Below are 20,045 nucleotides of genomic sequence, written 5' to 3' on the forward strand. Positions count from 1 at the left end.
CGGAGGTCGTCATGGGTGTGCATGAATACGTATGCAGATGACATGACGCGTGCGCCATGCAGTGCGCGCGTCCGATCACCGGCGAAGGTCGCATGCTGCCCTGAAAGCCATGTGGCACAAGGACTTTTGCGTTGGGCACGCGCGAAAGAGCGGAGCAGACGTTCGGTGTCGCGCATGCGCGCATTGTTTGCGGTGCAGCATGGAATCGTCCGCGCTTGCCTGCAAGATGCCGCCACGCCCGCCACCTCGCGTGCCCACTTCCGACCGCATCGCACTGCCAGGGACCCCGATGACCGCCAAGCCCCGCCTGTCCTTCTGGCAGATATGGAACATGTCGTTCGGCTTCCTGGGCATCCAGTTCGGTTTCGCGCTGCAGGGCGGCTTCATGTCGCGGATCTTCCAGACCCTGGGTGCGGAGAAGGACGCGTTGCCGCTGCTGTGGATCGCAGCGCCGCTCACGGGCCTGCTGGTGCAGCCGGTCATCGGCTATTTCAGCGACCGCACCTGGCATCCCCGACTGGGACGGCGGCGCCCCTACTTCCTCGCGGGCGCGATCCTCAGTTCGATCGCGCTGGTCTTCATGCCGCACTCGCCCACGTTGTGGATCGCGGCCGGCCTGTTGTGGGTCTTGGACGCGAGCATCAACATCAGCATGGAACCCTTCCGTGCGCTCGTGGCCGACAAGCTGCCGGAGAGCCAGCGCTCCTACGGTTTCGTGCTGCAGACCCTGATCATCGGCATCGGCACGTGGGTCGCCAGCAACCTGCCGTGGTTCATCACGCAACTCGGGGTGTCCAACGAGGCGGGCCCGGGCGTGGTGCCCCCGTCGGTGAAGATCGCCTTCGCGATCGGCGCCTTCGTCTTCATGGCCAGCATCCTGGTCACCATCCTGACCACGCGCGAGTATCCGCCGGACGATCTGGAGCGCTTCCACGCCGACAAGCGTGCGCAGGGCAACGTGGCCAGCGAGATCGCCCGGCATGTCGCGCACATGCCGGCGCAGATGCGGCGCCTGGGCATGGTGCAGTTCTTCAGCTGGCTGGCGTTCTTCGCGATGTGGAGCATGGCCACGCCGGGCCTGACGGAACATGTCTTCAACGCGCCGGCACCGGATCCAGCGGCATTCGACACGGCGGTGCCTGCACAGGCAGCGGCCTTCCAGTCGGCCAATGCGGCGTTCCAGGATGCTGCCGACCTCGTGGGCTCGTACATGGGCTACTACGGCCTGTCGTCGATGCTGGTGGCGCTGCTGCTCAGCTTCTATGCCGCTCGCTTCCCGCTCAATCGCAAGGCCGTGCATGCGGGCTCGCTGGTCCTCGGCGGCGTGGGCTTCCTGTCGATGTGGTGGGTGCCGCACCCGGCCTGGCTGATCGCCTCGTTCGCGCTGGTGGGCGTGGCGTGGGCCAGTATCCTGTCGATGCCGTACGCGCTGCTGTCCAGCCATGTGCCGGCGGAGAAGATGGGCATCTACATGGGCATCTTCAACATGTTCATCGTGGTCCCGCAGATCGTCGCGGCCACGCTGCTGGGCCCGGCACTGCGCGCATTCTTCGCCAATGAAGCGATCTTCGCGCTGGTCATCAGCGGCGTCAGCCTGCTGCTGGCCGCCCTGGCCCTGGCCCGCGTGCACGAAACCCCGGACGCCGCCGCCCCCATTTCCTCGCAGGCCCACTGATGAAGTACACCCACCGTTCGCTCGCCGCCGCACTGGCGGTCCTGCTGTACGCGCCATGCACCGTGCTGGCCGCCGACGAGTTCTACGGCACCACCGAGCCCTTCGCGAAGGAAGCCGTGTACTTCGTGCTGACCGACCGCTTCGTCAACGGTGATCCGTCGAACGACCATCGCGACCAGGGCGGCAAGAACCCGACCTTCGACCGCGCCACCCCCGGTGCGCCCGAAGGCCAGACCGACAACGTCGGTTACCTGGGCGGCGACTTCAAGGGCGTACTCGACAACGCGGGCTATATCCGCGACTTGGGCTTCACCTCGGTGTGGATCACGCCGATCATCGACAACCCGGACGAAGCCTTCACCGGCGGCGAAGAAGTGAAGTGGGCCGGCATGTTCACCGACTGCGGCAAGACCGGCTACCACGGCTACTGGGGCATCAACTTCTACAGGCTGGACGAGCACCTGCCCAGCGAAGGACTGGATTTCGCCGGCTTCACGAAGGCGATGAAGGAGCAGAAGCTCGACGTGGTACTCGACATCGTCGGCAATCACGGCTCGCCCGCGTATTCGATGCCGAAGATGCAGCCGCAGTACGGCAAGATCTGGGACAAGGACGGCAAGCTGATCGCCGACCATCAGAACCTCGACCCGGACAGACTGGACCCGCGCCGCAAACCGATGCACGCGTTCTACAACACCGGCGGCGGACTGGCGCAGCTCTCGGACTTCAACGAGAACAATCCGGCGGTGATGGAGTACCTGGTCGGCGCCTACGAGCAGTGGATCGACCAGGGCGCGGCCGCGTTCCGCGTGGACACCATCGCCTGGATGCCGCACGCGTTCTGGAAGGAATTCGCCGACCGCATGCGTGCGAAGAAGCCGGGCTTCTTCATGTTCGGCGAGAACTTCAACTACGACGCCGCCAGCATCGCCGGCCACACCTGGGCCCGCAATGGCAGCTACAGCGTGCTGGATTTCCCGCTGAAGGGAAAACTGGCCGAAACCTTCGAGAAGCCGGGCACCAGATACGAGGAGATCGGCAAGGCGCTGTACCTGGAAGACGGCCCGTACGCGAACCCGTACGACCTGATGACCTTCTACGACAACCACGACATGGCGCGCATGAACGCCACGGACGCGGGGTTCATCGATGCCCACAACTGGTTGTTCACCGCGCGCGGCATCCCGGTGATCTACTACGGGTCGGAAACCGGCTTCGAGCGTGGCCGCGCGGAACATGCCGGAAATCGCAACTACTTCGGCCAGGATCGCATCGACGCTGCGCCGCAGAGCCCGATCTTCGCCCCCTTGAAGCGCATCGCCCAACTGCGCCGCGACACACCCGCACTGCAACGCGGCCTCCAGCTCAACGTGCGCATGAAGGGAGACCAGGCGATCTTCTACCGCGTGCTGCAGCACGGAGGCGTCAACCAGACCGCGCTGGTGCTGCTGAACAAGGCGGATGCACCGGCGAAGCTGTCGGTATCCGACCACCTGCAGGCCGGCACCTGGCGCGATGCGTTCACCGGCAAGACCCAACGCGTGCGCAACCGCCTGCAAGCGGAGGTGCCTGCGCACGGCGTGCGCGTGTTCCTGCTGGACGCGCCGATCACGCGCGCCGATACGCGCGCACGCCTGGCCGAGCTGATGGCACGCAAGGCGCCCAAGGCGGATTGAAGGCGGCGCCTTCTGTACTGTAGGAGCGACGTAAGTCGCGACCACCCACCCTGGGTCCGCATCGGCGCAGGATCGCGCGAGAACCTGCAGGTGCCGCAAGCTGGCGTTATCGGGATTTCCTGACGCGTGTGGGCCGCGGTCGCGACTTACGTCGCTCCTACAACGGCGCCCTCACTTTGCAGCCGTCGACCCGCGCAGCGCCAGCCTGACCGGGATGGTCTGGCTCTCCGCCGGTTCTCCGTTGATCAGGGCCAGCAGGGTTTCCACCAGCAGGGCGCCGGCGCGTTTGGTGTCCTGCTGCACCGTGGACAGGCCGGGGTTGACGAAGCTGGCCAGCGGAATGTCATCGAAACCCGCCACGGCGACGTCCTCCGGCACGCGCAGGCCGCGTTCGAGCAAGGCCTTCATCGCGCCCGCCGCGATCAGGTCGCTGGCTGCGAAGATCGCATCGAAAGGCACGCCACGCGCGAGCAGTTCGCAGGCGGCTTCATGGCCGGACTGCTCGGTGGTGATGGCATCCACCTGCAGGGCGGTGTCCGCTTCCACGCCTGCGGATTCCAGGGCCTGCCGGTGCCCGAGGTAGCGCTCGAAGAACTCCGGATAGTGGTTCGATGCATGTCCGAGGAAGGCGATGCGCTGCCGCCCCTGCGCAATCAGGTGGGCGGTGATGTCGTGCCCGCCCTGGGTGTTGTCGCAGCCGATCGACACACCCGGCGTATCCGGCTGCACGGCGCCCCAGCGCACGAAATGGGTGCCCTGCTCCACCAGCCGCTCCAGCCGGCCGCGTGACTCCAGGTAGTCTCCGTAACCGAGCAGGATGATGCCGTCGGCCTTCTTGCTGTCTTCGTAATCGGCCTGCCAGTCGTTGGACAGCTGCTGGAACGAGATCAGCAGGTCGTAACCGCGCAGCGCGCAGGCACGGGTGATGCTGCCCAGCATGGACAGGAAGAACGGGTTGATGGACGACTCATCCGGGGTGGGGTCTTCGAAGAACAGCAGCGCCAGGGTGCCGGAATGCTGGCGACGCAGGTTGGAGGCGTTCTTGTCGACCTTGTAGTTCAGTTGCTCGGCGATGGCCAGGATGCGCTTGCGTGTCTCCTCGTTGACCATCGGGCTGCCGCGCAGCGCGCGCGACACGGTGGGCTGGGACACGCCGGCCAGGTGGGCGATGTCCAGCGATGTGGCTTTCCCCTTGATGGGCGCGATCACGGACGGCTTCGGATACGGACTGCGGAGGACCGGATCATGCCACGCCCGAACGCTGGCGGCGATCCGGGAGCGCGAGGCGTGCGCGGCCCTTCCCCTCCCTTGCGTCGCTCCCACAAGGGCAGCCCGCCCCACCCGCAACTCAGGACTCGCCGTGATCCGCCCGCGCGGTGCCATGCAGCTGGACGCCGTCGGCATCGGTGATGCTGACGGAGACATCGATGCCGTGACGCACGCTTTCGGTCACCACGCAGAAGTTCTCGAACTGGGCCAGGATGCGCTCGAGCGACGCATGCGCCGTGCCGGCTTCCGCAAGCCGGATGTCGGCATGGATGTGTCCCACGCGCAGCCGCCCCTGTTCGTTGCGAACCAGTTCGGCCGTCGCATGCGTCACCAGCTTGCCTGGTGAATTCTTGAACTTGCGCAGCGCGAACAGCAGGCTGGCCGACAGGCAGTTGGCCACGGCCGACATCAGTAGCCGCGTCGGGTTCGGACCCTCTCCCTTGCCCAGCGGCTCGGGTTCATCGGTCATCAGCTCGGCGATGGTGGTGTCGTCGAAGCGGATGCGGAAGGCGTAGTCGTCTTCCTGCTCGAGGGTGATGCTGACCGTCTGGGATTCGCTCATGGGAGACTCCGTTGGAAAGGGGAATGGTCGATGGCCCGGATCATGCAGTCGCGCGGCGATTCCAGGGCATCCATGCCAGCACGCGTGCCATGCCGCAGAATCCGCTGACACCCGCGAACACCAGCCCCGCCCCCACGAATCCGGACAGCAGCAGCCAGTACGGCGATGCCAACACAGAAAGCAGAACGCCCGCCAGCACCAGCGCCCCGGCCGCGATCTGCACCTGGCGCATCAGCTCGATCGGCTGGGTGCGATCCGCGCGCACGGGCAAGCCTGCCTGCTTCCACGCTTCCAGCCCGCCCTCCAGCAGGAAGGCATCGCCTCCGGCGGCCGCTGCGAGTCGTACCGCATTGGCCTGTGTGCGCGCACCGGAGCGGCAGTGGAACACGACCGCTGCGGCCGTGCCCTTCTGCAAGGGTATGCCCGTGCGCGAGACCGGCCAGAGGATGGCGCCGGGAATATGTTCGCGCGCGTGTTCGTCGGGATTGCGGATATCCACCAGCACGGCACCCATGGCACGCATCTCGTGCGCTTGCTGCGGGGAAATCGAAGGAATCGTCACCGTGTTGCCCTCAGGGACAGTAGAGATCTTTCAGCACCGTGATCAGGCGCACCAGGCGCGGATCGGCGATGCGGTAGTACACCGTCTGCGCTTCGCGCCGGCTCTCCACCAGCCCGTCGTCGCGCAGCCGCGCCAGGTGTTGCGAAAGCGCCGACGGGCTGAGCCCGACCTCCTGCGCCAGCGCGCCGGCACTGCACTCGCCCCGCGCGACCAGCGTGCACAGGACCAGCAAGCGGCCGTCGTGGGCCAGCGCACGCATCAGCGCGGCGGCTTCTGCGGCGCTGGCACGCATCTGGTCCAGTTCACGTTGTCTGAAAGGCATCGGGCACGCTTTACTTTAGTGTTTTCTTAATTTAGTCTAATCTAAATTAAAAAACAACCCCGCCAGGGAGGACACATGCAGATTCCCGTCACGCACGCCCAGTTCGATGAAGCCACCAACACCGTCAGCTACGTGGTGTGGGACCCTGCCACCCGGCAGGCGGCCATCATCGACCCGGTGCTGGACTACGACCACCGTTCGGGCCACGCCTCGCACCGTTCCGCCGATGCCCTGCTCGCCTTTGTTGCGGAACAGGGATTGACGGTTGCGTGGATCCTGGAGACGCACGCGCACGCCGACCACCTCAGTGCGGCGCCCTGGCTGAAAGAGAAGACCGGGGCACCGATCGGCATCGGCGAACACATCCGCGATGTGCAGCGCACGTTCGCGCCCGTGTTCGGGCTGGCCGACGTCAGCGGCGATGGACGGGAATTCGACCGGTTGTTCCGCGATGGCGAGACGTTCCCGCTCGGCGGGCTGGAGGTCCGCGTCATGCATACCCCCGGCCATACGCCGGCCTGCGTGTCCTATCGGATCGGCGACGCGGTGTTTGTCGGTGACACGCTGTTCATGCCCGACTACGGCACCGCGCGCGCCGACTTTCCCGGCGGCGATGCCCGCACCCTGTACCGTTCCATCCACGCACTGCTGTCGCTGCCGGACGACACGCGCCTGTTCCTGTGCCACGACTACAAGGCACCGGGTCGGGACCACTACGCGTGGGAAACCACCGTCGCCGACGAGAAGGCACGCAACGTGCACATCGGCGGCGGCGTGACCGAAGAGGATTACGTGAAGATGCGCGAAGCGCGCGACGCAACGCTGGCGGCACCTGTGTTGCTGCTGCCATCGCTGCAGGTCAACATCCGGGCCGGACAATTGCCCGAGCCCGAAGCGAGCGGGCGGCGTTACCTGAAGATCCCGCTGGATATCTGAGGCGCGTCAGCCGCCCGCGCCCGACGGGGCGGGATGCGCGGCCACGCCCTGGCCGCAGTCCGCGCCCAGCAGGCGCGACTGCTTCAGCCAGGCGGGATCCGGGTAGTACGCGAACACGAACGAGCCGCCGCGGATGCTGTCGATCAACGGCCGCGCCACTGCCGCACGCACGGCCGGACAGCCGAGGCTGCGTCCCAGGCGCCCCTGGGCGCGGATCAGGGCATCGCTGACATAGGGTGCGCCATGGATGACGATGGCGCGTTCGCGCGCGTTGTCGTTGAAGCCGGGCTCCAGCCCCTGCAGCCGCAGCGAGTAGCCGTTGGCACCGCTGTAGGACTCCTGGGTGACGAACGAGCCCAGGCTCGACATGTAGCTGCCGTTGGCGTTGGAGAACCGGGTGGCCAGGTTCTCGCCGGTATTGCGCCCATGCGCCACCCACTCCTCGAACAGCAGGCGCTGGCGCTCGAGATCGAACACCCACATGCGCGGCTGGGTGGAGGGACGCGAATAGTCGATCACGCTGAGCCGGTGCGCGGGGACAGGTTCACCGCGCCGGATCGAACACGTCATCGCCCGGGCTGCCATCGAGAGCACCTTCCGGTCGAGCGCCGGCGCGGCGCGGTGCAGCGCGTCGACCAGGTGTTCGGCAGACCCCGGCGACGGTGGCCCGGCGGTGGCCGTGCCCGCCAGCGAGAGACCCGGCACGACAATGCAGCAGGACAGAAGGCGACGGAACGGGGTCATGACGGACATCCGGCGGGGGAAGAAAACGCCGGCATCCCGATTCCGTCCGCAAGGCTCAGCGTACGACCGGTGTGGGGCCGGCTTCATCGGATTCCAAGACCGGCACCGTCCCCTGTTCGGCTGGCGTTGCGCGCACGCCCGGCAGGTCCGACAGCAACACCGTCGTGCCCGGTGTCAGGATGCCGTACAGCCGGCGTGCGAAAGCCTGGGGAATCCAGAACGCATCGCCCAACGAGCGCAGCGGCGGCATAGGCGCACCTTCTTCGCCGAGCACGCGATGGGCGACCCAGCGGTACTCCTTCTGCTCGGGATCCAGCAGGCTGGGAATGTCTTCCTTCTCCGTGGTCATCACCAGCAGGACCGTGCCGTTGAGGGCGAAATCGGCCACCTTCTGCAACGGCGCCGCACCGATCAGCACGCCGTTGCGCAGCACGGACACGCGCTGGTCGTGCAGGCTGACCAGGATGCTGACCGGGCCCTCCGGCGATGCCGCTTCATTCCAGTAGACCTCGTAGGCCGACAGTTCCGGATGCGCCGCCTCGCCACCCGAGGTGACCGGTGCAAGCACCGCCGGGTGCACCACGCTGGCCGGTGATGCCTTCGCGTTCGCCACCACCACTGAGTCGCCGAAGTGCGTGATGCCGAACAGCTTCTCGGCGAAGGCCTGCGGCAGGCGCACGCACCCATGCGAAGCGGGATAGCCGGGCAGATGGCCTCCGTGCAGCGCGATGCCGTCCCACGTCAGCCGCTGCATGTACGGCATCGGTGCGTTGTTGTAGAGGTTGGAACGGTGGTCCTTGTTCTTCTGCAGGATGGTGAACACGCCGGTCGGCGTGTCCTTGCCCGCCTTGCCCGAACTGATCGTCGACACCCCGATCGCGATGCCGTTGCGATACACGTAGGCACGCTGTTCGTCCAGGCTGACGACCAGCACCACGGGGCCCTCGGGCGCGATCTGCGGATACCAGAGGAACTCCCCCGGCTTCAGCGCGCGGACATCGGGCGGCGAGACGGCGGATTGCGCGCGCGCCAGGGGGGGAACGGCACCAACGAGCAGCGCGACCCACAGGAAAGCGGGCAGGAAGTATCGTGTCATCGGATGAGCTTAGCGCAGGACGGTGCACCCTCGTGCGATGTTCGCGACGCTCTTCGGCGGGCAGGTGACCTGAGTGACGCGACCTCGGGTTGTAGGGACGACGCAATTCGCGAACGACCAGGCGGCGATACGTCGCGAATCACATCGCTCCCACAACGGCGATCTGGACTACTGCAGCAGGCGCTCGAGCAACGCGCCGTAGTCAGCGGAGATCGGATCGGCATGCGCCGGACGCGCCAGCAGCTCGGCCAGCGCCGGTGGCACGTCGACGGTCCGCCCGATCAGCGGCTCCACCACGCTCTCGAACTTGGCCGGGTGCGCCGTGGCCGCCACCGCCCAGTCGCCTTGCTCGCCGTGTGCACGCAGGTCCTCCAGCACTTTGATCGCCGTGGCGGTGTGCGGGCAATGCACCTCACCGTGGTCGCGGTAGCGCCGCGCGATCACTTCGCGGATGGTGGCGTCGTCGACATGGGCCGCCGTGAAGGCGGCGCGCAATGCAGCATCGTCGTCGCCGAACAGCCAGCGCAACCGCTCGAAGTTGCTGGGCGCGCCCACGTCCATCGCGTTGGCCAGGGTCGCAATGCTTGAGGCCGGCGCGTAGTCGCCGCCGCCGAAGAAATCCGGCAGCACGCGATTGGCGTTGGTCGCCAATGCAATGCGCCCGAGCGGCACGCCCAGCGCACGCGCCAGGATCGCGGCCAGGGCATTGCCCAGGTTGCCGGTGGGAATCACGAGGTTCAGTACCCGCCCGGTCGCCGCACGATGCGTCAACGCCGCATGCGCGTAGTAGCTCATCTGCGGCAGCAGGCGCCCCAGACTGATGCTGTTGGCGGAACTGAGCGGCGCCTGTGCCTGCAGGTCGGCATCGTTGAGGGCGCGCTTCACCAGGGCCTGGCAGTCGTCGAACGAACCGTCCACCCGCAGCGCCGTGATGTTGTCGCCGAAGCATCCCAACTGGTGCGCCTGCCGTGGCGACACCCGACCATCGGGATACAGCACCACCACGCGCAACCCGGGCTGGCGATGGAAGGCGGCGGCCACCGCCGCGCCGGTATCGCCCGAGGTGGCCACCAGGATGGTCAGCGGCTTGGCTTCATGCCGGCGCAGGCGTGCCATCGCGGCGGCTAGGAAGCGTGCGCCGAAATCCTTGAACGCCGCCGTGGGCCCGTGGAACAGCTCCAGCACGTAATCGTCCGGCGTCCCGAGCGAGATCAGTGGCGCGGGAAAATCGAATGCCTCCCGGCAGATCGCCGGCAGTTCAGCCGCCAGTGCATCGCCTTGGAAGAAGGGCGCGAGCAGGGCGGCGGCCGTATCCGCGACATCGCTTCCCGGCGACAGGTCGCGAGGTGGCGGCAGCGCTTCTGGCACGTACAGCCCGCCATCGGGCGCCAACCCGGCGGCGATGGCCTGGCTGAGCGTGGCAACGGGCGCGGCGTGTCGAGTGGAAATGAAGTTCATCTGGAAAGTGACCTGTAGGGGAGCCGCCCTGCCAGGCGGCTCGACCGGAAATGGAGAAGGCTCAGTGCGCGGACAGCAGTTCGGCACCGGTCGCGTTGATCGGCGACACCCAGGCCTGGCTGTCGAAGCCGGCCGCTGCGAACGCCGCCTGCACGAGAGGCACTGCCGCTTCCGCCTCGCCACGCGACTCGAACCACGCGAACACGCTGGGACCGGCGCCTGAAATGCTGGCGCCCATCGCACCGGCTTCCAGCGCGGCGCTTTTCGCCGCGTCGAAGCCGACGATCAGCGGTGCACGGCGGGGTTCGACCAGCACGTCACGCAACCCTGCACGCACGAGCGCAGCATCGCCTGCATGGCAACCCGCGAGCACCAGCGCCAGGTTCGCGCTCTGCGCCACGAAGTCCTTCAGCTCGTAGTTTCCCTGCAGGGCAGCGCGCGCGCGCCGGGTTTCCAGGATGGCGTCCGGATGCACCAGCACGCTGTGCCAGTGCTCCGGCACGGGAACGCGTACCAGGTGTTCGGATGTCGACAGCACCAGGCCGCCCAGCAGCATCGGACCGAGGTTGTCGCCGTGCCTGCCACCGCTGGCCACCGCCTCGCCTACCAGCGCATGCGGATACAGCTGCTCCCGGCTCAGCGGCGTTTCAAGCAGGGCATTGGCTGCCACCAGTGCCGCGACGCAGGAGGCTGCAGACCCGCCCATGCCCGAGCCGAGCGGAATGCCCTTCTCGATCTCCACCTCGAAGCCGAACGGCAGCGCCAGCGCCTCGCGCAGCGAGATGAGCGCCGCGCCTGCGGTATTGCCCGGCGCATCCAGCGGCAGGTCCACGGTCGCGCCGCGGATGGCGGCGATACGCACCTCCGGCGCATCGATGCGGCGCACGGCCACCGTATCGCCGACCCCTTCGATCACGTGACCGAGGATATCGAACCCGACGCCCACGTTGCCCACCGACGCGGGCGAAAACGCACTTGCCTGCTCCCTCATGCCCACGGCTCTCCTGCTTGCATCCTCGAATCCGGCATCACAGCTTCGCCCCCTGCCCGGCCGCCACGCGCAACACGTCGGCGAACACACCGGCCGCCGTCACTTCCGGACCTGCACCCGGGCCCTGCACGATCAGCGGATTGTCGCAGTAACGGCGCGTGGTGAACTGCACGATGTTGTCGGTCAGGCGCAGATTGCCGAACGCATGCGCAGCAGGCAGTTCCACCAGGCCCACGCTGGCACGGCCTTCCGCATCCAGTTTGGCCACGTAGCGCAGCACGTTGCCTGCGGCCCGCGCCTTCGCGAGCTGCGCGTCGAAACCGGCATCCACCTCGCCCAGCCGTGCCATGAAGTCATCGACGCTGGCCTGCCGCAGCGATGCCGGCACCAGGCTTTCCACCTGCACGTCTTCCAGCGCCAGCTCGCGCCCCGCTTCACGCGCCAGGATCACCAGCTTGCGCGCCACGTCGGTGCCGGACAGGTCATCGCGCGGATCGGGTTCGGTATAGCCCAGGCCACGCGCTTCCGCGACCAGTTGCGAGAACGGCACGCTGCCGTCGTACTTGTTGAACAGCCAGGCCAGGGTGCCGGAGAAGATGCCCTCCACCGACACCACCGCGTCGCCGGTGTCCAGCAGGTCACGCAGGGTGGAGATCACCGGCAGGCCGGCGCCCACCGTGGCCTCGTAGCGGAAACGTGCGCCGCTGGCGGACGCCGCCTCGCGGATCGCGTGGTAGCGCGGCAGCGGGCCGGCGCCAGCCTGCTTGTTCGGCGTGACCACGTGGATGCCGGCCGCCAGCCACTCGGCATACCGGTCCGCGACCAACGGGCTGGCACTGCAATCCACGATCACCGCATGCGGCATGTGCGCCGACAGCAGGTGCTGGGTGAAGCGATCCAGGTCGGCCGGTTGCGGGCTTGCTTCGAAGCGTGCGCGCCAGTCGGCGCCGATGCTGCGCTCGTCCAGCAGCATGCGCTTGCTGGAGGCGATGGCGCGCAGGCGCAGGTCGAGGTTGGCCTTGCCCAGCAGTTGCGGCTGTGCGGCGCGCAGTTGCTCGATCAGCGTGGCGCCCACGTTGCCCGGCCCGATCACGCCCACGGCGAACGTCTGCGGCGACAGCCAGAAACCCGCGTGCGCGGCACGCAGCGCCTTGGTGGCGTCCGCACTGTCGATGGCGACCGAGATGTTGCGTTCGGACGAGCCCTGCGCGATCGCCAGGATGTTGACGCGTGCGCGGCCCAGCGATTCGAACAGGCGCGCGGCCACGCCCGGCTGCCCGGCCATGCCGTCGCCGACGGCGGCCAGCACGCTGACGCCTTCCGTCAATTGCACGCGCTGTACCTGGCCCACCGTGAGCTCGTGTGCGAAGGCGGTGAGCAGCGCGGACTGCGCACGCGCCGCCTCGGCGCGGCGCACCACGCAGCAGATCGAATGTTCCGACGATCCCTGCGAGATCATCACCACCGACACGCGCGCATCGCGCAGGGCGGCGAACACCCGCTCCGCCGTGCCGGGCACGCCGATCAGGCCGGTGCCTTCCAGATTCAGTACCGCCAGGTCGGGGCTCAGCGTCAGTCCCTTCACGGGTCCGCTGACATCGCGCTCGGCGGTGATGCGGGTGCCGGGGTGCTCCGGATGGAAGGTGTTGCGGATGATGATGGGCAGGCCGCGTTCCATCGCCGGCGACATGGTCTGCGGATGCACGACCTTGGCACCGAAGTAGGCCAGTTCGCAGGCTTCGTCGTAGCTCAGCGTGTCCAGCTGCACCGCTTCCGGTACCACGCGCGGGTCGGCCGACAGCACGCCGTCCACGTCGGTCCAGATGTGCAGCTCGGCCGCGTCGTACAGCGCGGCGAAGATCGCGCCGGAGTAGTCGCTGCCATTGCGGCCGAGCGTGGTGATGCGGTCGTTGCGGTCGCGGGCGACGAAGCCGGTGGCGACCACGCGCTGTTGCGGATGGACCTTCCGCCATTCCGCCAGGCGCTGCGCGCTGATCGCCCAGTCGACGTCGACGCCCAGGTCGCTGCGATCCACTACCAGCACGTCGCGGGCGTCGAGTACCGAACAATCCTCGCCCAGCGTGCGCAGGTAGTCGCCCAGCAGGCGCGCGGACAGCACTTCGCCCAGGCCCTGCACGCGATCCAGCACTTCGCGCGGGAGTTCGCCGATCACCCCGAGCGCCGCCAGGATCTGCGCGAGCTGGTCGAAGCGTTCCTCCACCCAGTCCAGCGTGCCGCCGGCGCTCTCACCGAGCAGCGCCACGGCCGCGCCCCGATGCCGCGCACGCAGCTCGTGCCAGCGCTCGCGCCATTCCTCCTGCCCGCGCGACGCGAGTTCGGCCAGTTCGATCAACGCGTCGGTCACGCCCTTCATCGCCGAGACCACGGTGATCTGGAGGTCTTCTTCGCGCGCCAGCAGCAGTTGCGCCACGTGGCGGTAACGTTCGGCATCGGCAACGGACGTGCCGCCGAACTTGTGGACGACGACGCGCGGTTTGGATTGTTCGACTTCGGCGGTGCGGGACGACATGGGTCAGGAACCTCGGGTAGGAGGCCCGGCACGCATCAGGAATCGGGGTTGCCCTGCATCCTGATCCGGGTGCGGGGCCGTGGTCTGCGAATTACGCGAACACAACCAACCGCACCCGACGAGTCAGGGTGGTAATGGTGGTGGTAATGCCGGTACGCCCGGCACAGGCACGCGACGGCGCCGGCTGCGTGGCCGGTGTCGGATTCGTCGTGTGGAGTGCATGGAAGCGCATGCCGGAAGAAAAGCACGGCACCCCGGGGGGCTGTCAAGCGCTGCGTCGCAACAAAGCCAATGATTTCAGTTGGATGCAACTGAAACCAATGCGGCCCCGGGATGTCTTCCGCTGCGCGTGGAGCATCCGCGCATGCATCCGCCATGTCGCGCGACGGGCATGCATGCGGCCCGGCCGATCCACATTGCATGCCGGATTCGCGTGTGGCTTGCGTGCCCTTGCAGCGCGGTCGCGCGGCCGGCGAGCGCGTTCAACCCGTCATCCGTTCGTGCGAGAATCGCCGCCGATGGCCCCGTAGCTCAGCTGGATAGAGCGGTCCCCTCCTAAGGGACAGGTCGTGCGTTCGAATCGCGCCGGGGTCACCATCTTCCATCGCACGCCGTCGCACCAGCCTCACTCCCGCCCCCTCGGCGAATCGCCGAATGCCATCATCCGGAGTCGGCGAACCGAACAAACCCCGGCAGCGGATCAACGGCCGCGCACGCAAGCGGTTGTCGCGCAAGAACCTCTGGAAAAACACGGAGTTACGCGAAGCCGGCACACGTCGCTCTGATAGAATCGTGCCCCCTGCGACGCCGCGGTTTCCGCTGGCGTCCTCCGCATTCGATCCCTGGAGCTTCCATGCCTGCTGACCTTCTCAAGGCCCTTGGCCTCGCCAACACCAACTCGGGTACCTACCTCGGCAGCGGCGAATGGTCCACGACCACCGATGCCGGCCTGCTGCAGTCGATCAACCCGACCACCAACGAAGTGATCGCCGAAGTCCACGCCAGCAGCCAGGCCGACTACGAGAAGATCGTCGAACGTGCCCAGGCCGCCTTCAAGGTGTGGCGCACCACCCCCGCGCCGCGCCGCGGCGAAGCCGTGCGCCTGTGCGGTGACGCGCTGCGCCGGCACAAGGACGCGCTGGGTTCGCTGGTCGCGCTGGAAATGGGCAAGAGCAAGCCCGAGGGCGATGGCGAAGTGCAGGAGATGATCGACATCGCCGACTTCGCCGTGGGCCAGAGCCGCATGCTGTACGGCTACACCATGCACTCCGAGCGTCCCGGCCACCGCATGTACGAGCAGTACCAGCCGCTGGGCCTGGTCGGCATCATCAGCGCGTTCAACTTCCCGGTCGCGGTGTGGGCGTGGAATTCGTTCCTGGCCGCGATCTGCGGCGACATCTGCATCTGGAAGCCGTCCAACAAGACACCGCTCACCGCGATCGCCAGCATGAAGATCTGCAACGACGCGCTGAAGGCCGGCGGCTTCCCGGATATCTTCTTCCTGATCAACGACGCCGGCGTCGAGCTGGCGCAGCAGTTCGTCGACGACAAGCGTATTCCGCTGATCAGCTTCACCGGCTCCACCCAGGTCGGCCGCACCGTCGGCGAGCGCGTCGCGCGCCGCATGGGCCGCAGCCTGCTGGAACTGGGCGGCAACAACGCGATCATCCTGGACGAAACCGCCGACCTGAAGCTGGCCGTGCCGGGCATCGTGTTCGGCGCTGTCGGCACCGCCGGCCAGCGCTGCACCACCACGCGCCGCCTGATCGTGCACGAATCCATCTACGACACCGTGCTGTCCACGCTGATCAAGGCGTACAAGCAGGTGGAAGGCAAGATCGGCGATCCGCTGGACCCGGCCAACCTGATGGGCCCGTTGAACAGCCAGGCCGCCGTGCAGCAGTTCCTGGCCTCCATCGAGAAAGCCAAGGCCAGTGGCGGCACCGTCGAAACCGGCGGCACCGCCATCGACCGCCCGGGCAACTTCGTGTTGCCGGCCATCGTCACCGGCCTGAAGAATTCCGATGAAGTCGTGCAGCACGAGACCTTCGCGCCGATCCTGTACGTGATGAAGTACAAGACGCTGGACGAAGCCATCGACATGCAGAACGCCGTGCCGCAGGGCCTGTCGTCGTCGATCTTCACGCAGAACCTCAAGGCGGCCGAGCAGTTCCTGTCGGCGGCCGGCAGCGATTGCGGCATCGCCAACGTCAACATCGGCACCAGCGGCGCGGAGATCGGCGGCGCGTTCGGCGGCGAGAAGGAAACCGGCGGCGGTCGCGAATCCGGCTCGGATGCGTGGAAGGTCTACATGCGCCGCCAGACCAACACCATCAACTACTCCGACTCGCTGCCGCTGGCGCAGGGCATCAAGTTCGACCTGTAAGGAATGCCGGAACAACTGGCCCCCTTCCTGGTGAACCTGTCGATCCACACTCTCTGCGGTGGGTCGACGGATCAGGACCGTGCTGCTTCGCCGTGAGACGCATGGTTCGACAAGCCCATCTCGAACGGCCGTGAAGGCACGGCGCCTGTCTTGATGGATCTGTCCGGGCTTTCCCACGCCAGAGCCGGGCTGGCATGCCCTGAACGGGCCAGCATCTGGGATAATCGCGCCACTCCATCGGGTGGCGCGATTTTTTTGTGCGCCCGATCCTGCGCCATCGCACCTCCCTGACCCCTGCACGGAGATCCTGATGAACCAAGCCCGCACCACCAGCAGCCTCGCCATCGCCAGCCTCGTGTCCGGCATCCTCGGCTGGACCCTGTTGCCCTTCATCGGCACGCTCGTCGCCATCGTCACCGGACACATGGCGCGCGCGGAGATCCGCCGCAGCCAGGGCCAGCTTGACGGCGACGGCATGGCCATCGGTGGTCTGGTGCTCGGCTGGGTATCGGCCCTGTTGTGGGTGGTCGGCATCGCGGTGATCTTCCTGTTCCTGGGCGGCATGGCCTGGCTGGTGACGCTGAACTGAGCCCGCCCGCCTCCATGTATTCCCTCGCCCGACCTTTCCTCTTCGGCCTTGATGCCGAAACCGCCCACGGCATGGGCCTGAAGGCACTGGACCTGGCCTACCGCACCGGCACCACGCCGCTGGTGGCGCGCCCCATCACGCCGATGCCCACCAAGGTGATGGGCCTGACCTTTCCCAACCCCGTCGGCCTGGCCGCCGGCATGGACAAGAACGGCGCGCACATCGATGCCCTGTTCGCCCTGGGCTTCGGCTTCGTCGAGATCGGCACGGTCACCCCCAAGCCGCAACCCGGCAACCCGAAGCCCCGCATGTTCCGTCTGCCGCAGCACCAGGCCGTGATCAACCGCCTGGGCTTCAACAACGAAGGCGTGGATGCGCTGGTGCGCAATGTCGAAGCCGCGCGTCGCGACCGCGGCCTGCTGGGCATCAACATCGGCAAGAACAAGGACACGTCCAACGAGCGTGCGGCATCGGACTATCTCTACTGCCTGGAACGCGTCTATCCGCTGGCGGACTACATCACCGTCAACATCTCCTCGCCCAATACCGCCGGCCTGCGCGAACTGCAGGAAGAGCAGACGCTGCGCCAGCTCATCGGTACCCTGCGCGAGGCGCAGGAAGATCTTGCCGCCCAGCACGGCAAGCGCGTGCCGATGCTGGTGAAGATCGCGCCGGACCTCTCCGACAGCGACATCGACGCGGTCGCGCGCGTGCTAGGCGACATGCAGGTGGACGGCGTCATCGCCACCAACACCACGGTCTCCCGCCTGAGCGTGCAGGACCACCCGCATGCCCGTGAAACCGGCGGCCTGTCCGGCGCACCGCTGATGGGCCAGGCCACGCTGGTCCTGCGCCGCCTGCGCACGCGGTTGCCGCACAGCATTCCGCTGATCGGCGTGGGCGGCATCCTGTCCGGCGCCGATGCGGTGGCGAAGATGTCGGCAGGCGCCTCGCTGGTGCAGTGCTATACGGGCCTGGTCTATCGCGGACCGGAGCTGGTCCATGAGTGCGTGGAAGCGATCCGCCGCCGCCGCGAAGCGCCCAGCCGTGGTCCGGTAGCCCCGGAATGACCCCCGGTTATCGCCTCACCGCGAACGCGGCATTGCGCGACCGCAACACCTTCGGCGTGCCCGCCACCGCGCCGTGGCTGATCGAAGTGGACGATGTCGCCGCGCTGGAGGAGGTGCTTGCCCTGCCGCAGGTCACCGATGCGGAAACGCTGGTGATCGGTGGCGGCAGCAACCTGTTGTTCGCGGGCGATGCACCGGGCGCGGTGATCAGCCTCGCCACCCGTTCGACCGCCATCGTGTCCGACGATGGCGAGCGCGCACGCGTGCGCGCCGACGCCGGGGTGCCGTGGCATCCGCTGGTAATGTGGTCGCTGGAACAGGGCCTGTGCGGGCTGGAGAACCTGGCGCTGATCCCGGGCACCGCGGGCGCGTCGCCCATCCAGAACATCGGCGCCTACGGCACCGAAGTCGGCGAGTTCATCGATATCGTCGAGGCGTTCGATCGCCACCATGGCGTGCGCGTACGGCTGGACCGCGAAGCCTGCGCCTTTGCCTACCGCGACAGCGTGTTCAAGCACGCGCCGGATCGCTACCTGGTGACGGCGGTCGAATTCCTGCTGCCGCGCACGCCGTCCCTGCGCCTGGACTACGCCGGCATCCGTGAGGAACTCGGCGCGATGGGCATCGCCGCACCGAGCGCACGCGATGTGGGGGAAGCCGTCATCCGCATCCGCCAGCGCAAGCTGCCCGATCCGGCCGTGGTCGGCAATGCCGGCAGCTTCTTCAAGAACCCCATCGTGTCTCAGGCACGGGCGGAAGCGCTGCTGGTCGACTACCCCACCCTGCCCGTGTTCCGTGGCGATGCCTTGCACAACCGCAAGCTGTCGGCGGCCTGGATGATCGAAGCCTGTGGCTGGAAGGGACACCGCGATGGCGATGCCGGCGTGTCCGCCGCGCACGCACTGGTGCTGGTCAACCATGGCGCGGCGACCGGTGCGCAGTTGCTGGCGCTGGCAAGGAAGATCGCCGCGTCCGTGCACGCGCGCTTCGGCGTGGCCATCGAGCCGGAACCGAAGCTCATCGGGGCCACCTGGTAGTCCCGGGATGACGCGCATCAACGGCCCGGATACTTCCCCCTCCCCCGTTCACGCGGGAGGGCCGGGGTGGGGGCCGACCGGAGCCCGTCTCCTCCAGCGTGCGCGACGGACTCGACCGCCACGACTTGTCGTGTCGACAACGATCGGCGGTGGGTTCGACGTCCGTGACTTCGTTCGCCCCCATCCCATCCTTCCCCCGCGTGCGGGGGAAGGGGCCGGTCCCCGCTGCTGATGCCCACCCTGCCCGCCCACTACCGCGCCGCCGTGCTGATGCTGGGCAGCACGGTGTTCTTCGCGCTGATGGTGGTGGCGATCCGCCTGGCCTCGGCCACGCTGCACACCTTCGAGATCGCGTTCTTCCGCAACTTCTTCGGCCTGCTGGCAGCGGCGCCGCTGATCCTGCGCCATGGCCCCGGCTTCCTGAAAACCACCCAGTTCCCGCGCTACCTGTTCCGCTGCGTGATCGGCATCTGCTCGATGCTGGCCGGCTTCTGGGCCATCGGCCACCTGCCGCTCGCGCAGGCGGTGTCGCTGTCCTATTCCACCCCGCTGTTCGTCACCATCGCCGCCGCCGCGATGCTCAACGAGCAGGTGCGCGCGCGTCGCTGGACGGCGGTGGTGCTCGGCTTCATCGGCGTGCTGGTGATCGTGCGGCCGGGCACCTCGGCATTCACGGCGGATGCGCTGATCGCCGTCCTGGCGGCCGTGATGAGCGCGCTGGTGGCGATCCAGATCAAGCAGCTCTCGCACACCGAACCGGCCGACCGCATCGTCATCTACACCACGCTGCTATGGGTGCCGATGTCGTTGCTGCCTGCATTGGCGGTGTGGGAATGGCCGCAGGGCATCACCTGGGTATGGGTGGTCGCGGCGGGCGTACTCGGCACCGGCGGCCACATGCTGTGGACGCGCGCGTTGAAGCTGGGCGAAGTCTCCGCGCTGACACCGATCAGCTTCATGCAGCTGCCGGTCGTCGCGGTGTTCGGCTGGCTGTTGTTCGACGAGACGCTGGATACGTGGACGCTGCTCGGCGCCGGCATCATCTTCGGCGCCAACGCCTACATCGCCCATCGCGAAGCCGTGCTGTCGCGCCGCGCGGCGTCGGAAGCCTCCAGCTCGGCGGCCAAGCCCGGCGAGTGAGG

General features: G+C 67.5%; 17 protein-coding genes and 1 tRNA gene. 9 read left to right on the forward strand and 9 right to left on the reverse strand.

Going from position 1 to position 20,045, the window contains the following annotated elements; all coding sequences use genetic code 11:
- Window positions 1-289 precede the first annotated feature (289 nt).
- Both WBN46_RS01710 and WBN46_RS01715 read left to right on the forward strand, forming a co-directional pair.
- A complete protein-coding gene (locus tag WBN46_RS01710; protein ID WP_337730058.1) occupies window positions 290-1,675 on the forward strand; it encodes an MFS transporter in 1,386 nt (461 codons plus the stop codon).
- Entirely contained in the window at window positions 1,675-3,351 is a 1,677-nt protein-coding gene (locus tag WBN46_RS01715) for an alpha-amylase family glycosyl hydrolase (protein ID WP_337730059.1), read from the forward strand. Before WBN46_RS01710 ends, WBN46_RS01715 begins: the two co-directional genes overlap by 1 nt.
- Window positions 3,352-3,522: 171 nt before the next feature.
- Here the strand turns inward: WBN46_RS01715 and WBN46_RS01720 are convergent, their stop codons facing one another.
- The 4 genes from WBN46_RS01720 to WBN46_RS01735 form a co-directional block, all read right to left on the reverse strand.
- Entirely contained in the window at window positions 3,523-4,557 is a 1,035-nt protein-coding gene (locus WBN46_RS01720; protein WP_337730858.1) for a LacI family DNA-binding transcriptional regulator, read from the reverse strand.
- Between the two features lie 142 nt (window positions 4,558-4,699).
- On the reverse strand, window positions 4,700-5,182 hold the full coding sequence (locus tag WBN46_RS01725) for an OsmC family protein (RefSeq protein WP_337730060.1): 483 nt from the start codon (window positions 5,180-5,182) through the stop codon (window positions 4,700-4,702).
- Window positions 5,183-5,222: 40 nt separating this feature from the next.
- Window positions 5,223-5,744, reverse strand: a complete 522-nt coding sequence (locus WBN46_RS01730) for a rhodanese family protein (RefSeq protein WP_337730061.1) — start codon at window positions 5,742-5,744, stop codon at window positions 5,223-5,225.
- A 10-nt stretch (window positions 5,745-5,754) separates the two neighbouring features.
- Entirely contained in the window at window positions 5,755-6,066 is a 312-nt protein-coding gene (locus tag WBN46_RS01735) for a metalloregulator ArsR/SmtB family transcription factor (RefSeq protein ID WP_337730062.1), read from the reverse strand.
- Between the two features lie 75 nt (window positions 6,067-6,141).
- Between WBN46_RS01735 and WBN46_RS01740 the strand changes: the two genes are divergently transcribed.
- The gene (locus WBN46_RS01740; protein ID WP_337730063.1) at window positions 6,142-7,002 is read left to right on the forward strand and encodes an MBL fold metallo-hydrolase; all 861 of its coding nucleotides are present in this window, start codon (window positions 6,142-6,144) and stop codon (window positions 7,000-7,002) included.
- A gap of 6 nt (window positions 7,003-7,008) precedes the next feature.
- On the opposite strand, the gene WBN46_RS01745 is transcribed toward WBN46_RS01740, so the two are convergent.
- The 5 genes from WBN46_RS01745 to thrA all read right to left on the reverse strand — a co-directional run bounded on the left by WBN46_RS01745 (window position 7,009) and on the right by thrA (window position 13,821).
- Window positions 7,009-7,746, reverse strand: a complete 738-nt coding sequence (locus tag WBN46_RS01745; RefSeq protein WP_337730064.1) for a murein L,D-transpeptidase catalytic domain family protein — start codon at window positions 7,744-7,746, stop codon at window positions 7,009-7,011.
- Window positions 7,747-7,801: 55 nt separating this feature from the next.
- Window positions 7,802-8,842, reverse strand: coding sequence for a L,D-transpeptidase (locus WBN46_RS01750; RefSeq protein WP_337730065.1), 1,041 nt, complete (start codon window positions 8,840-8,842; stop codon window positions 7,802-7,804).
- A gap of 168 nt (window positions 8,843-9,010) precedes the next feature.
- Window positions 9,011-10,300, reverse strand: a complete 1,290-nt coding sequence (gene thrC, locus WBN46_RS01755) for a threonine synthase (protein ID WP_337730066.1) — start codon at window positions 10,298-10,300, stop codon at window positions 9,011-9,013.
- 61 nt (window positions 10,301-10,361) lie between these two features.
- On the reverse strand, window positions 10,362-11,291 hold the full coding sequence (locus WBN46_RS01760) for a homoserine kinase (protein WP_337730067.1): 930 nt from the start codon (window positions 11,289-11,291) through the stop codon (window positions 10,362-10,364).
- A gap of 37 nt (window positions 11,292-11,328) precedes the next feature.
- Window positions 11,329-13,821, reverse strand: coding sequence for a bifunctional aspartate kinase/homoserine dehydrogenase I (gene thrA, locus WBN46_RS01765; RefSeq protein WP_337730068.1), 2,493 nt, complete (start codon window positions 13,819-13,821; stop codon window positions 11,329-11,331).
- Between the two features lie 520 nt (window positions 13,822-14,341).
- On the opposite strand from thrA, the gene WBN46_RS01770 reads away from it, so the two are divergent.
- From WBN46_RS01770 to WBN46_RS01795, 6 genes are all read left to right on the forward strand, one after another.
- Window positions 14,342-14,418, forward strand: a tRNA-Arg gene (locus WBN46_RS01770).
- Window positions 14,419-14,674: 256 nt separating this feature from the next.
- On the forward strand, window positions 14,675-16,207 hold the full coding sequence (locus tag WBN46_RS01775; RefSeq protein ID WP_337730069.1) for an aldehyde dehydrogenase family protein: 1,533 nt from the start codon (window positions 14,675-14,677) through the stop codon (window positions 16,205-16,207).
- Between the two features lie 310 nt (window positions 16,208-16,517).
- Window positions 16,518-16,796, forward strand: a complete 279-nt coding sequence (locus tag WBN46_RS01780; RefSeq protein WP_337730070.1) for a DUF4190 domain-containing protein — start codon at window positions 16,518-16,520, stop codon at window positions 16,794-16,796.
- A gap of 14 nt (window positions 16,797-16,810) precedes the next feature.
- Window positions 16,811-17,866: a quinone-dependent dihydroorotate dehydrogenase gene (locus WBN46_RS01785; protein WP_337730071.1), complete on the forward strand. Its 1,056-nt coding sequence runs from the start codon at window positions 16,811-16,813 to the stop codon at window positions 17,864-17,866.
- Window positions 17,863-18,903 carry a UDP-N-acetylmuramate dehydrogenase gene (murB, locus tag WBN46_RS01790; protein WP_337730072.1) on the forward strand — a complete coding sequence of 347 codons (1,041 nt, stop codon included), beginning with the start codon at window positions 17,863-17,865 and terminating at the stop codon, window positions 18,901-18,903. The genes WBN46_RS01785 and murB overlap by 4 nt, the downstream gene beginning before the upstream one ends.
- Before the next feature lie 231 nt (window positions 18,904-19,134).
- A complete protein-coding gene (locus WBN46_RS01795) occupies window positions 19,135-20,043 on the forward strand; it encodes a DMT family transporter (RefSeq protein WP_192200864.1) in 909 nt (302 codons plus the stop codon).
- Window positions 20,044-20,045 lie beyond the last annotated feature (2 nt).

Source organism: Pseudoxanthomonas sp. CCNWLW251, from assembly GCF_037402255.1.
In the GTDB taxonomy this organism is placed as follows: Bacteria; Pseudomonadota; Gammaproteobacteria; order Xanthomonadales; family Xanthomonadaceae; genus Pseudoxanthomonas_A.

What these genes read in the sequence shown, in the direction of transcription:
- WBN46_RS01710 (WP_337730058.1), top strand. Translation starts at nt 290, where the DNA reads ATGACCGCCAAGCCCCGCCTGTCCTTCTGGCAGATATGGAACATGTCG.
- murB (WP_337730072.1), top strand. Translation starts at nt 17,863, where the DNA reads ATGACCCCCGGTTATCGCCTCACCGCGAACGCGGCATTGCGCGACCGC.
- WBN46_RS01715 (WP_337730059.1), top strand. Translation starts at nt 1,675, where the DNA reads ATGAAGTACACCCACCGTTCGCTCGCCGCCGCACTGGCGGTCCTGCTG.
- WBN46_RS01775 (WP_337730069.1), top strand. Translation starts at nt 14,675, where the DNA reads ATGCCTGCTGACCTTCTCAAGGCCCTTGGCCTCGCCAACACCAACTCG.
- WBN46_RS01740 (WP_337730063.1), top strand. Translation starts at nt 6,142, where the DNA reads ATGCAGATTCCCGTCACGCACGCCCAGTTCGATGAAGCCACCAACACC.
- WBN46_RS01785 (WP_337730071.1), top strand. Translation starts at nt 16,811, where the DNA reads ATGTATTCCCTCGCCCGACCTTTCCTCTTCGGCCTTGATGCCGAAACC.
- thrA (WP_337730068.1), bottom strand. Translation starts at nt 13,821, where the DNA reads ATGTCGTCCCGCACCGCCGAAGTCGAACAATCCAAACCGCGCGTCGTC.
- thrC (WP_337730066.1), bottom strand. Translation starts at nt 10,300, where the DNA reads ATGAACTTCATTTCCACTCGACACGCCGCGCCCGTTGCCACGCTCAGC.
- WBN46_RS01735 (WP_337730062.1), bottom strand. Translation starts at nt 6,066, where the DNA reads ATGCCTTTCAGACAACGTGAACTGGACCAGATGCGTGCCAGCGCCGCA.
- WBN46_RS01795 (WP_192200864.1), top strand. Translation starts at nt 19,135, where the DNA reads ATGCCCACCCTGCCCGCCCACTACCGCGCCGCCGTGCTGATGCTGGGC.
- WBN46_RS01745 (WP_337730064.1), bottom strand. Translation starts at nt 7,746, where the DNA reads ATGACCCCGTTCCGTCGCCTTCTGTCCTGCTGCATTGTCGTGCCGGGT.
- WBN46_RS01760 (WP_337730067.1), bottom strand. Translation starts at nt 11,291, where the DNA reads ATGAGGGAGCAGGCAAGTGCGTTTTCGCCCGCGTCGGTGGGCAACGTG.
- WBN46_RS01750 (WP_337730065.1), bottom strand. Translation starts at nt 8,842, where the DNA reads ATGACACGATACTTCCTGCCCGCTTTCCTGTGGGTCGCGCTGCTCGTT.
- WBN46_RS01725 (WP_337730060.1), bottom strand. Translation starts at nt 5,182, where the DNA reads ATGAGCGAATCCCAGACGGTCAGCATCACCCTCGAGCAGGAAGACGAC.
- WBN46_RS01780 (WP_337730070.1), top strand. Translation starts at nt 16,518, where the DNA reads ATGAACCAAGCCCGCACCACCAGCAGCCTCGCCATCGCCAGCCTCGTG.